Consider the following 13,107-nt stretch of genomic DNA (forward strand, 5'->3'; position numbering starts at 1 on the left):
ATAGCGCATTACCTTTTAGCCCTTAACGCAGGAGCGTCACGTGATAGGCAGACTCAGAGGCATCATTCTTGAAAAACAACCCCCGCTGGTCCTTCTGGAAACGGGCGGGGTAGGCTATGAAGTGCATATGCCGATGACCTGTTTCTACGAGTTGCCGGAAGCCGGGCAAGAAGCGATTATTTTCACCCATTTTGTGGTGCGAGAAGATGCTCAGCTATTGTATGGCTTTAACAACAAGCAAGAACGCACGCTGTTTAAAGAGTTAATCAAAACCAATGGCGTGGGACCGAAGCTGGCGCTGGCGATCCTCTCCGGTATGTCTGCTCAGCAGTTCGTTAATGCCGTTGAGCGCGAAGAGCTGGGCGCGCTGGTGAAATTACCGGGTATTGGTAAGAAAACCGCTGAACGCCTGATTGTTGAAATGAAAGATCGCTTTAAAGGTTTGCATGGCGATCTCTTTACACCAGCGGCAGATCTGGTCCTGACTTCTCCGGCAAGCCCGACAACGGACGACGCTGAGCAGGAAGCGGTTGCTGCGCTGGTGGCGTTGGGCTATAAACCACAGGAAGCCAGCCGCATGGTGAGCAAAATTGCCCGCCCTGATGCCAGCAGTGAAACCCTGATTCGCGAAGCGCTTCGCGCGGCATTGTGAGGTAAAGGATGATTGAAGCAGATCGCCTGATTTCGGCTGTCAGCACGGCCCCTGAAGATCTGGTGGATCGTGCGATCCGCCCCAAATTCCTGGAGGAGTATATTGGCCAGCCTCAGGTCCGTTCGCAAATGGAGATTTTTATCCAGGCGGCGAAGCTGCGCGGTGACGCTCTCGATCACCTGCTGATTTTCGGTCCTCCAGGTCTTGGTAAAACCACGCTTGCCAATATTGTCGCCAATGAAATGGGCGTTAATCTGCGCACCACTTCCGGTCCGGTACTGGAAAAAGCGGGTGACCTGGCGGCAATGCTTACCAACCTTGAACCCCACGATGTGCTGTTTATCGATGAAATACATCGTCTGTCACCGGTGGTGGAAGAGGTGCTGTATCCTGCGATGGAAGATTATCAGTTGGATATCATGATTGGTGAAGGGCCAGCTGCCCGTTCGATCAAGATCGACCTGCCGCCGTTTACGCTGATCGGGGCGACGACGCGCGCCGGGTCGTTAACCTCTCCGCTGCGTGACCGTTTTGGTATTGTGCAGCGCCTGGAGTTCTATCAGGTGGCTGACCTGCAGCACATTGTTGGGCGTAGCGCACGTTTTATGGGCCTGGAAATGAGCGATGAAGGCGCGCTGGAAGTGGCACGCCGCGCCCGCGGTACGCCGCGTATCGCCAACCGCTTATTACGCCGGGTACGCGATTTCGCCGAAGTGAAGCATGACGGAACAATTTCAGCAGATATTGCCGCCCAGGCATTAGATATGCTCAATGTGGATGCGGAAGGGTTCGATTATATGGACCGTAAGCTGCTGCTGGCGGTGATCGATAAATTCTTCGGTGGACCGGTAGGGCTGGATAACCTTGCTGCGGCGATCGGAGAAGAGCGTGAAACCATTGAGGACGTGCTGGAGCCGTATCTGATTCAGCAAGGTTTTCTGCAGCGTACGCCGCGCGGAAGAATGGCAACCGTGCGCGCCTGGAACCATTTTGGCATTACGCCGCCACAGTTGCCTTAGTGTCTGATGTCGCGACGCTCATCAGGCCTGGGCGATTTTGTAGGCCCGGTAAGCGTAGCGCCACCGGGCAACGCATGCTTAGCTCGCTTGCTTTTTCATCATGCTGAAAATAAACAGCAGCGCGGCGCACAGTACCACGGAAGGACCTGCCGGGGTGTCATAGAAGGCCGAAAAGGTCAGCCCGCCTGTAACCGCTATCATTCCCACACCAACGGCAACCCCTGCCATCTGTTCCGGCGTACGGGCAAAGCGACGGGCGGTCGCCGCAGGGATAATAAGCAGTGAGGTGATAATCAGCGCCCCGACAAACTTCATCGCCACGCCAATCGTTAACGCCGTAACCAGCATCAGCAGCAGCTTCACGCGTTGCAGCTTCACGCCATCGACAAATGCCAGATCCGGACTGATGGTCATCGACAGCAGGTTGCGCCACTGCCAGAACAGAATCGCCAGAACAATAACCACGCCAATGGCGATGGAGATAAGATCTTCTGGCGTCACGGCGAGCAAATCACCAAACAGGTAAGCCATCAGATCCACACGGATGTTGGACATCAGGCTGACAACAACCAGCCCCAATGACAACGCGCTGTGCGCCATAATGCCCAGTAAAGTATCGATCGCGAGGTGAGGGCGCTTCTCCAGCCATACCAGACCGCCAGCCAGCAACAGGGTGACGGCGATAACCGCATAGAAAGGATTTACATCCAGCAGCAGGCCAAAGGCAACCCCCAGCAGCGAAGCGTGGGCCAGCGTATCACCGAAATATGACATCCGACGCCAGACTACAAACGAGCCGAGTGGGCCAGCGGCACAGGCCAGCATGATCCCGGCTAACCAGCCGGGTAATAACAATTCAATCATGAGTGACCATTTCCCCGGCGTAAGACGATACGACCCTGTAAATCGTGGCGGTGATTGTGATTATGACGGTAAATTCCGAGTTGTTCAGCGCCGCGTTGCCCGAACATTGAGATGAATTCCGGGTGCATAGAAACCACTTCCGGCGCACCGGAACAGCAAATATGATGGTTCAGGCACAGTACCTCATCGGTTTTGGCCATCACCAAATGCAAGTCATGGGAAACCATCAGTACGGCGCAATCCAGTTCACGTCGCAACTGGTCGATAAGGTCGTACAGTGCGACCTGCCCATTGACATCCACGCCCTGGGTTGGTTCATCAAGCACCAGTAGCTGGGGTTTATTCAATAAAGCACGCGCCAACAGGACGCGTTGCGTTTCCCCGCCAGAGAGCTTTTGCATCGGCGCATCCATCAGATGCCCGGCCTGAACGCGCTTCAGTGCCGGAAGGATATCCTCTTTTTTGGTGCCGGGACGTAAGCGCATAAACCGACTTACCGTCAGCGGAAGCGTAGTATCGAGGTACAGTTTTTGCGGTACATAGCCAATCCGCAATTGACCATTACGCTTGATAACTCCCTCATCAGCCGCTACCAGTCCTAATACAACGCGCACCAGCGTAGACTTCCCGGCACCATTTGGGCCGAGAAGCGTTAAAATTTTACCGGGTCGAAGTTCAAGCGATACGTCAGACAGGACGCGGCGTTGACCATAAGAGACCGAGACATTTTCCAGTGAAACCAAAGTCGTCATTTCAATTTTAGTCTTGCAGAAGTTATAGAATGTTATAATATCACATTTCTTACATTCATTACGATGATTGGTCGCATTATGTTACATAAAAATACGCTTCTTTTCGCAGCATTATCCGCTGCTCTTTGGGGTAGTGCAACACAGGCAGCAAATGCCGCTGTGGTGGCCTCGCTCAAGCCGCTGGGATTTATTGCTTCAGCTATTGCAGACGGGGTAACAGACACTGAGGTTCTGCTGCCTGACGGGGCTTCCGAACACGACTATTCACTGCGTCCATCAGACGTAAAACGCTTACAGGGCGCGGACTTAGTTGTTTGGATTGGACCTGAGATGGAAGCGTTCATGGAAAAATCAGTCAAGAATATTCCTAACGCGAAACAGGTAACGATTGCGCAGCTTAATGACGTGAAACCGTTACTCATGAAAGGTGCTGATGACGACGATGACGATCATGGACACAATGATGCTGGCAGTGAAAAAAGTGACGAGCATCACCATCATGGCGATTACAATATGCATCTTTGGCTTTCCCCAGAGATAGCGCGGGCCTCAGCGGTTGCAATCCATGAAAAATTAGTGGAACTTATGCCGCAAAGTCGAGCCAAACTTGACGCCAACCTGAAGGATTTTGAGGCACAATTAGCCGCAACCGATAAGCAGGTAGGTAACGAGCTCGCACCGCTCAAGGGAAAAGGTTATTTCGTTTTTCATGACGCCTATGGCTACTACGAAAAACACTACGGACTAACACCGCTTGGTCACTTTACCGTGAACCCTGAGATTCAACCTGGTGCGCAGCGTTTACATGAAATAAGAACACAGTTGGTTGAGCAAAAAGCAACCTGCGTTTTTGCTGAGCCACAGTTCAGGCCAGCGGTCGTTGAAGCCGTCGCGAGAGGGACATCCGTTCGAATGGGAACGTTGGATCCGCTCGGAACGAATATCAAACTGGGTAAAACAAGCTATTCAGCGTTTTTGAACCAATTAGCCAACCAGTATGCGAGCTGCCTGAAAGGAGATTAATGAGGAAGTGAATACGTGCAACAGATAGCCCGCTCTGTCGCTCTGGCATTTAATAATCTGCCGCGACCCCATCGCGTTATGCTGGGGTCGCTTACCGTACTGACATTGGCCGTCGCCGTCTGGCGGCCTTATGTTTACCATCCCGATTCTGCACCCATCGTTAAAACTATCGAGCTGGAAAAAAGCGAGATTCGCTCACTGTTGCCTGAGGCCAGTGAACCTATCGATCAGGCCGCGCAGGAAGACGAAGCCATTCCGCAGGATGAACTGGATGACAAAACGTCTGGTGAAGCTGGCGTGCATGAGTATGTCGTCTCCACGGGCGATACGCTGAGCAGCATTCTGAATCAGTACGGCATCGATATGGGCGACATCAGTCGGCTCGCTGCTTCCGATAAAGAACTGCGTAATCTGAAAATTGGTCAGCAGCTTTCCTGGACCTTAAGTGCGGAAGGTGATCTGCAGCGCCTGACCTGGGAAGTGTCCCGCCGTGAAACCCGCACTTACGATCGCACTGCGACAGGTTTCAAAATGAGTAGCGAAATGCAGCAGGGCGATTGGGTTAACAGCCGTATCAAAGGCACTGTGGGCGGAAGCTTCGTCGCTAGCGCCAAAGAGGCCGGACTGACCAGCTCTGAAATCAGCGCGGTGATTAAGGCCATGCAGTGGCAGATGGATTTCCGCAAACTGAAAAAAGGCGATGAGTTCTCGGTGCTGATGTCTCGCGAAATGCTGGACGGTAAGCGCGAGCAAAGCCAACTGCTGGGTGTGCGTTTACGTTCTGAAGGCAAAGACTATTACGCCATCCGTGCTGAAGACGGTAAGTTCTATGACCGTAACGGTACCGGGCTGGCGAAAGGCTTCATGCGTTTCCCGACGGCGAAACAGTTCCGCATCTCCTCGAACTTTAACCCGCGTCGCCTGAATCCGGTGACTGGACGCGTAGCGCCGCACAAAGGTGTCGACTTTGCGATGCCGCAGGGGACGCCGGTACTGTCGGTAGGCGATGGTGAAGTGGTTGTGGCGAAGCGTAGCGGCGCCGCCGGATATTATGTAGCGGTACGTCATGGTCGCACCTACACCACCCGCTATATGCACCTGCGTAAGCTGTTGGTCAAACCAGGTCAAAAAGTGAAACGTGGCGATCGTATCGCGCTGTCAGGTAACACCGGGCGTTCAACCGGTCCGCATCTGCACTACGAAGTGTGGATCAACCAGCAGGCCGTGAACCCTCTGACGGCGAAACTGCCGCGCACAGAAGGTCTGACAGGCTCGGATCGCACCGACTACCTGGCGCAGGTGAAAGAAGTTATGCCTCAGCTACGTTTTGATTAATTAGCACACTGATAAAGCCGGTACGCGATGCGTGCCGGCTTTTTTATTTTGTACGGCGCACGGTGCGCCGCTACACTATCAGCAGATTTACTTTTCGCGGCACCAGACACTGGAAGAGCATGGAAACGAAAAAAAAGAATATTGAGTATATCCCTGAGTTTCATAAATCATTTCGCCATCCGCGCTACTGGGGCGCCTGGCTGGGTGTAGCGGCGATAGCTGGGATTGCGTTAACGCCTGCTTCGTTTCGCGATCCTATTCTGGCTAAGCTTGGACGGCTGGCTGGACGCTTGGGAAAAAGCTCACGTCGCAGAGCACTGATCAATTTATCCCTTTGTTTTCCAGAACGCAGCGAAGCTGAGCGCGAAGCCATTGTCGATGAGATGTTCGCGACAGCCCCTCAGGCGATGGTCATGATGGCGGAGCTGGCCCTACGCGGTCCGGAGAAAATTCAGAATCGGGTTGACTGGCAGGGTCTTGAAATCATCGAAGAGATGCGCCGTAACGATGAAAAAGTGATTTTTCTCGTTCCACATGGTTGGGGCGTAGATATCCCGGCGATGCTGATGGCTTCCCAGGGACAGAAAATGGCTGCGATGTTCCACAATCAGGGAAACCCGGTGTTTGATTACGTCTGGAACAAGGTACGCCGTCGCTTCGGTGGTCGTTTGCATGCGCGTAATGATGGCATCAAACCGTTTATTCAGTCTGTACGTCAGGGATATTGGGGATACTACCTGCCGGATCAGGACCATGGGCCTGAGCACAGCGAGTTTGTCGATTTTTTTGCTACCTATAAAGCAACGTTACCGGCAATTGGTCGCCTGATGAAGGTTTGCCATGCGCGAGTAGTGCCGCTGTTTCCGGTGTATGACGGAAAAACGCACCGCCTGACGATTAAGGTCCGTCCTCCGATGGATGACATCCTGACAGCGGATGACCACACCATTGCCAGACGCATGAACGAAGAGGTGGAGATTTTTGTCACGCCTCATGTCGAACAATACACCTGGATACTGAAACTGCTTAAGACGCGTAAACCCGGCGAGATTGAGCCCTATAAGCGTAAAGATCTCTATCCGAAGAAATAAAAAAAGCCTCTCAAACGAGAGGCTTTTTTACATCAAACGCTGCGTTATTCGACAGTCAGAATACGCGTGGTGTTAGTTGAGCCAATGGTGCTCATCACATCGCCCTGAGTCACAATCACCAGGTCGCCGGAAACCAGATAGCCTTTATCGCGCAGCAGGTTCACTGCTTCATTGGCGGCAACGACGCCATCTGTTTCGCTGTCAAAGTGTACCGGAGTGACGCCGCGATACAGAGAGGTCAGGTTCAGCGTACGTTCATGACGAGACATCGCGAAAATTGGCAGGCCGGAACTGATACGAGAAGTCATCAGCGCAGTACGACCGGACTCCGTCATAGCGATAATAGCGGTAACCCCTTTCAGGTGGTTAGCGGCATACATCGCTGACATTGCAATCGCTTCTTCAACGTTATCAAACTGCACGTCAAGGCGGTGTTTAGAGACGTTGATGCTAGGGATCTTCTCTGCACCCAGGCAAACGCGAGCCATTGCTGCGACGGTTTCCGCCGGGTACTGACCTGCTGCTGTTTCGGCAGAGAGCATCACGGCATCGGTGCCGTCGAGGACGGCGTTAGCCACGTCCATTACTTCCGCACGAGTCGGCATTGGGTTGGTGATCATCGACTCCATCATCTGCGTGGCGGTGATGACCGCACGGTTCAGCTGACGCGCACGGCGAATCAACGCTTTCTGAATACCTACCAGCTCAGGGTCACCGATTTCAACACCCAGATCGCCACGGGCTACCATGACTACGTCAGAAGCCAGGATGATGTCATCCATCGCATTCTGGTCGCAGACGGCTTCTGCACGTTCTACCTTGGCGACAATTTTCGCATCGCAACCGGCGTCGCGCGCCAGACGGCGGGCATAGTTTAGATCTTCGCCGCAGCGCGGGAAGGAGACAGCCAAATAGTCAACGCTGATTTGCGCTGCGGTAATGATGTCGGCTTTGTCTTTTTCGGTCAGGGCTTCAGCAGAGAGACCGCCGCCCAGTTTGTTGATGCCCTTGTTATTGGACAGCGGGCCACCGACAGTGACTTCGGTGAAGACTTTCATGCCCTGAACTTCCAGCACTTTAAGCTGTACGCGACCGTCGTCGAGCAGCAGGATATCGCCAGGCACAACGTCTGCAGGCAGACCCTTATAATCAATGCCGACTTTTTCTTTGTCGCCTTCGCCTTTACCGAGGTTGGCGTCTAACAGGAACTTGTCGCCAACATTAAGAAAAACTTTACCTTCTTTAAAGGTAGATACGCGGATTTTAGGTCCCTGCAGGTCACCCAAAATAGCTACATGACGTCCCAGTTTTGCGGCAATTTCACGGACCTTATCCGCCCGCAGTTTGTGATCTTCTGGAGAGCCGTGGGAAAAGTTCATACGTACTACGTTCGCACCCGCGGCGATAATCTTCTCAAGGTTGTTATCGCGGTCAGTTGCCGGGCCTAACGTGGTAACGATTTTGGTTCTGCGAAGCCTTCTGGACATGTAATACTCCGTTGACTGAAACAACTAGGTGTTGCGTGAACATTAATCCGGCCGTTCTCAAACATTAACGGTAAAATGAACGACCCGGATGATAAAAGGGTAGAACATTGTTATTGCTTTTAGCGGTCATCACTCTTGATGAGTAATTCTTTATCAAAACGCGATTCCTTGAGCGCTTCCTTGACACGCTTCAAGTTATCTCTAAATTTTGCCCCTCGGCGCAAAGTAAATCCTGTAGCCAGCACATCTATCACGGTCAGTTGAGCAAGTCGAGAGACCATGGGCATATAAATGTCAGTATCTTCCGGTACATCGAGGGTAATAGCCAGCGTGGCTTCACGCGCCAGTGGCGTGCCGGGAGAGGTGAGGGCGATAACCATAGCGTCGTTTTCCCTTGCTAACTGCGCCAGTTCAACCAGACTTTTGGTTCTTCCGGTATGAGAAATAAGCACAATGACGTCGTCGTCGCTACAATTCATACAACTCATTCGTTGCAGGACAATGTCGTCGGAATAGATTACCGGTACGTTAAAGCGGAAAAATTTGTTCATCGCGTCGTGCGCTACCGCGGCGGAAGAACCTAAACCAAAGAAGGCGATTTTCTTCGCCTGGGTTAACAAGTCTACCGCCCGGTTTACTGCCGCGTTATCCAGCGACTGGCGAACGTGGTCAAGGCTTGCCATTGCCGATTCGAAGATTTTCCCCGTATAAGATTCTACGCTGTCATCCTCATCCACATTGCGATTAACATAAGGGGTACCATTTGCCAGACTTTGTGCCAGATGCAGTTTAAAATCAGGGAAGCCGCGCGTATCCATGCTACGACAGAAACGGTTCACCGTCGGTTCACTGACGTTGGCTTCTACAGCAAGCGCGGCGATGCTTGAGTGAATTGCCCGCTCGGGAGAGGCAAGAATAATGTCGGCGACTTTACGCTCTGACTTGCTCAAATGTTCCAGTTTTAACTGGATTTTTTCCAGCATATTCATGATGTAGGTAGACTCATGGGTCATGGGCAAAAACGATTTCAACGATAAGGGGAAATCGAGCGGTAACTCTGGTAGATAGTACCCCTGCTAGTGCAGTAACGGGGCAAAATGGACAGAATAGTTGTTGTTTTTTTTCATTACATGATCGGAGTCGGATTTTCATACTTCTTCATGGGTACGAAAAAGACGACTTTTTTATCCATTTTGATGGGTTATACGCCAATAAAGCGGCTGTTCGCGGTAACAGCACGGCTGGATAAGCGTTTACGGTTTCCGGATTCACGTAAAAGCAGTACAGTGCACTGTAATAAAATTACAACCAGTGTCTGGCAAAAGCACCAGGCACTTAATTGAGGAGAATGACATGGCGGTAACGCAAACAGCCCAGGCATGTGATCTGGTCATTTTCGGCGCGAAGGGCGACCTGGCGCGACGGAAATTGCTGCCTTCCCTGTATCAACTGGAAAAGGCCGGCCAGATTAACCCGGATACCCGCATTATTGGGGTTGGGCGTGCCGACTGGGACAAAGCAGCCTATACCAAGGTTGTGCGCGAAGCGCTCGAAACCTTCATGAAAGAAAAAATTGATGAAAGCTTGTGGGAAACCCTCAGCGGTCGTCTTGAGTTTTGTAACCTGGACGTCAACGACACCGCCGCGTTTAAACGTCTGGGCAAAATGCTGGATCAAAAATCGCGTACCACCATCAACTATTTCGCAATGCCGCCGAGCACCTTTGGCGCGATCTGCAAAGGTCTGGGTGAAGCAAAGCTGAATGCTAAGCCTGCCCGTGTGGTGATGGAAAAACCGCTGGGAACGTCACTGGCAACATCCCGTGAAATCAACGATCAGGTTGGCGAGTATTTCGAAGAGTGTCAGGTTTACCGCATTGACCACTATCTCGGCAAAGAGACGGTACTGAACCTGTTGGCACTGCGTTTTGCCAACTCCCTGTTTGTGAACAACTGGGATAACCGCACTATCGACCATGTAGAAATTACCGTGGCCGAAGAAGTGGGCATTGAAGGGCGCTGGGGCTACTTTGACCAGGCCGGTCAAATGCGCGACATGATCCAGAACCACCTGCTGCAGATCCTGTGCATGATCGCGATGTCTCCGCCGTCCGATCTGAGCGCCGACAGCATCCGTGATGAGAAAGTGAAAGTACTGAAATCACTGCGTCGCATCGATCGTTCGAACGTACGTGAAAAGACTGTTCGTGGTCAATACACTGCCGGTTTTGCCCAGGGCAAAAAAGTTCCGGGATACCTGGAAGAAGAAGGCGCGAACAAGAGCAGCAACACGGAAACGTTTGTGGCGATCCGTGTGGATATCGATAACTGGCGCTGGGCGGGCGTACCGTTCTACCTGCGTACCGGTAAACGTTTACCGACCAAGTGCTCTGAAGTGGTGGTTTACTTCAAAACGCCTGAGCTGAATCTGTTCAGAGAGTCCTGGCAGGATCTGCCTCAGAACAAGCTGACCATCCGTTTGCAGCCTGATGAAGGTGTCGATATCCAGGTACTGAACAAAGTGCCAGGGCTGGATCACAAGCACAACCTGCAAATTACCAAACTTGATCTGAGCTACTCCGAAACCTTCAACCAAACGCATCTGGCCGACGCTTATGAGCGCCTGCTGCTTGAAACGATGCGCGGCATTCAGGCGTTGTTTGTGCGCCGTGATGAAGTTGAAGAAGCCTGGAAGTGGGTCGACTCCATTACCGAAGCCTGGGCAATGGACAACGACGCACCGAAGCCGTATCAGGCCGGAACCTGGGGACCGGTTGCCTCTGTGGCCATGATTACCCGTGATGGCCGTTCCTGGAACGAATTCGAGTAAAATATCATCTAGCCCATAGGTGTTATTTTACCGGTAACATGATCTAACACAGATTGTAGAATAATTTTTGCACTTTTAAGCCTCGCGTGGATTCACCCGCGGGGCTTTTTTTATTACACTGCCTGAAACGATTTTGCCCCTGAGCTACGGCTAACAAGCGATTCAGCTGCTTTTAACCCAACTGAAACACATTGTTGATCCAACGCTCTGACAGATAAATTTTAGGAGCCTCTATGAATCCGAATTTGTTACGCGTAACAAAACGTATTGTCGAACGTTCTCGTGACACGCGTTCCGCCTATCTTGCCCGTATTGAACTAGCGAAATCGACTACCGTTCATCGTTCACAACTGGCGTGCGGTAACCTGGCGCATGGTTTTGCTGCCTGCCAGCCGGATGACAAGGCCTCGCTGAAAAGCATGCTGCGTAACAATATCGCGATCATTACCTCCTATAACGACATGCTTTCCGCGCATCAGCCGTACGAACATTATCCGGACATCATTCGTAAAGCGCTGCATGAAGCCAATGCGGTAGGCCAGGTTGCTGGCGGTGTTCCTGCGATGTGCGACGGTGTAACCCAGGGACAGGATGGGATGGAGCTTTCGTTGCTGAGTCGCGAAGTGATTGCGATGTCGGCTGCTGTCGGCCTCTCACACAATATGTTCGACGGTGCGTTATTCCTTGGCGTGTGCGACAAAATTGTCCCAGGTCTGGTGATGGCGGCACTGTCATTTGGTCATCTGCCTTCGATCTTTATTCCCTCCGGCCCGATGGCGAGTGGCCTGGCGAACAAAGAAAAAGTGCGTATCCGTCAGCTGTACGCTGAAGGCAAAGTCGATCGCATGGCGCTGCTTGAATCCGAAGCGGCGTCTTATCACGCACCGGGGACCTGTACGTTCTATGGCACGGCAAACACCAACCAGATGGTGGTGGAGTTTATGGGGATGCAACTGCCAGGCTCCTCATTCGTACACCCGGATGCGCCGCTGCGCGAAGCGTTGACCGCCGCGGCTGCTCGGCAGGTAACGCGTCTGACCGGCAACGGCAATGAATGGATGCCGATCGGTAAAATGATCGACGAAAAAGTGGTTGTGAACGGTATTGTTGCGCTGCTGGCGACCGGGGGCTCAACCAACCATACGATGCACCTGGTTGCGATGGCGCGTGCAGCCGGGATTCTGATTAACTGGGATGACTTCTCCGATCTGTCCGATATCGTGCCGCTGATGGCGCGTCTGTACCCGAATGGTCCGGCAGATATCAACCACTTCCAGGCGGCGGGTGGCGTGCCGGTGTTAATGCGTGAACTGCTGAACGCGGGTCTGCTGCACGAAGATGTGAATACCGTTGCTGGATTCGGTTTATCGCGTTACACCATGGAACCCTGGCTCAACGAGGGTGAACTGGACTGGCGTGAAGGGGCTGAGAAGTCGCTGGATAGCAACGTGATTGCCACCTTTGATCAACCGTTCTCCCACCACGGCGGCACCAAAGTGCTGAGCGGTAACCTCGGACGTGCGGTGATGAAAACGTCGGCGGTACCGGTAGAAAATCAGGTAATTGAAGCACCCGCGGTTGTTTTTGAAAGTCAGCATGATGTATTGCCGGCCTTCGATGCGGGACTGCTCGACCGTGATTGCGTAGTTGTTGTGCGCCATCAGGGACCAAAAGCAAACGGAATGCCAGAATTACATAAACTCATGCCGCCACTTGGTGTATTATTGGACCGTTGTTTCAAAATTGCGTTAGTTACCGATGGACGACTTTCAGGTGCTTCAGGTAAAGTGCCTTCAGCAATCCATGTAACCCCAGAGGCCTATGATGGCGGGCTGCTGGCAAAAGTACGCGATGGCGACATCATTCGTGTGAATGGACAGACAGGTGAATTGACGCTGCTGGTTGATGAAGAGGAACTTGCTTCTCGTCAGCCTCACATTCCTGATCTCAGCGCATCGCGCGTGGGCACAGGCCGTGAAATGTTCAGCGCGTTGCGTGAAAAGCTGTCCGGTGCGGAACAGGGCGCAACCTGTATCACTTTTTAAGACTTATTTT

General features: G+C 52.5%; 11 protein-coding genes. 7 read left to right on the top strand and 4 right to left on the bottom strand.

The window, feature by feature from the left end; all coding sequences use genetic code 11:
* The first annotated feature begins 40 nt into the window (after positions 1 to 40).
* Positions 41 to 652, top strand: coding sequence for a Holliday junction branch migration protein RuvA (gene ruvA, locus BZK41_RS24355; protein WP_043016727.1), 612 nt, complete (start codon positions 41 to 43; stop codon positions 650 to 652).
* 8 nt (positions 653 to 660) lie between these two features.
* Positions 661 to 1,671, top strand: a complete 1,011-nt coding sequence (gene ruvB / locus BZK41_RS24360) for a Holliday junction branch migration DNA helicase RuvB (RefSeq protein ID WP_079939886.1) — start codon at positions 661 to 663, stop codon at positions 1,669 to 1,671.
* Positions 1,672 to 1,749: 78 nt separating this feature from the next.
* Here the strand turns inward: ruvB and znuB are convergent, their stop codons facing one another.
* Complete coding sequence (znuB, locus tag BZK41_RS24365) at positions 1,750 to 2,535, bottom strand: zinc ABC transporter permease subunit ZnuB (RefSeq protein ID WP_003034874.1); 786 nt, start codon at positions 2,533 to 2,535, stop codon at positions 1,750 to 1,752.
* Entirely contained in the window at positions 2,532 to 3,287 is a 756-nt protein-coding gene (gene znuC / locus BZK41_RS24370; RefSeq protein WP_003833829.1) for a zinc ABC transporter ATP-binding protein ZnuC, read from the bottom strand. The genes znuB and znuC overlap by 4 nt, the downstream gene beginning before the upstream one ends.
* 78 nt (positions 3,288 to 3,365) lie before the next feature.
* Here znuC and znuA point away from each other — a divergent pair, with 78 nt between their 5' ends.
* From znuA to lpxM, 3 genes are all read left to right on the top strand, one after another.
* The gene (gene znuA, locus BZK41_RS24375) at positions 3,366 to 4,310 is read left to right on the top strand and encodes a zinc ABC transporter substrate-binding protein ZnuA (protein ID WP_003844151.1); all 945 of its coding nucleotides are present in this window, start codon (positions 3,366 to 3,368) and stop codon (positions 4,308 to 4,310) included.
* Positions 4,311 to 4,325: 15 nt separating this feature from the next.
* Positions 4,326 to 5,645 carry a murein DD-endopeptidase MepM gene (gene mepM, locus BZK41_RS24380; RefSeq protein ID WP_079939887.1) on the top strand — a complete coding sequence of 440 codons (1,320 nt, stop codon included), beginning with the start codon at positions 4,326 to 4,328 and terminating at the stop codon, positions 5,643 to 5,645.
* Between the two features lie 119 nt (positions 5,646 to 5,764).
* Entirely contained in the window at positions 5,765 to 6,736 is a 972-nt protein-coding gene (lpxM, locus tag BZK41_RS24385; protein WP_079939888.1) for a lauroyl-Kdo(2)-lipid IV(A) myristoyltransferase, read from the top strand.
* Between the two features lie 44 nt (positions 6,737 to 6,780).
* Here lpxM and pyk read toward each other — a convergent pair whose 3' ends face one another.
* Positions 6,781 to 8,223 (bottom strand): pyruvate kinase, encoded by a 1,443-nt coding sequence (gene pyk / locus BZK41_RS24390; RefSeq protein ID WP_003034890.1) that lies wholly within the window; start codon positions 8,221 to 8,223, stop codon positions 6,781 to 6,783.
* A 119-nt stretch (positions 8,224 to 8,342) separates the two neighbouring features.
* Positions 8,343 to 9,212, bottom strand: a complete 870-nt coding sequence (locus tag BZK41_RS24395) for a MurR/RpiR family transcriptional regulator (protein WP_003034893.1) — start codon at positions 9,210 to 9,212, stop codon at positions 8,343 to 8,345.
* Positions 9,213 to 9,576: 364 nt separating this feature from the next.
* Here BZK41_RS24395 and zwf point away from each other — a divergent pair, with 364 nt between their 5' ends.
* Complete coding sequence (gene zwf, locus BZK41_RS24405) at positions 9,577 to 11,052, top strand: glucose-6-phosphate dehydrogenase (RefSeq protein ID WP_003833817.1); 1,476 nt, start codon at positions 9,577 to 9,579, stop codon at positions 11,050 to 11,052.
* A gap of 233 nt (positions 11,053 to 11,285) precedes the next feature.
* A complete protein-coding gene (gene edd / locus BZK41_RS24410; RefSeq protein WP_079939889.1) occupies positions 11,286 to 13,097 on the top strand; it encodes a phosphogluconate dehydratase in 1,812 nt (603 codons plus the stop codon).
* The last annotated feature ends 10 nt before the right edge of the window (positions 13,098 to 13,107 follow it).

The organism is Citrobacter sp. A316 (assembly GCF_002042945.1).
Classification (GTDB): Bacteria; Pseudomonadota; Gammaproteobacteria; order Enterobacterales; family Enterobacteriaceae; genus Citrobacter; species Citrobacter portucalensis.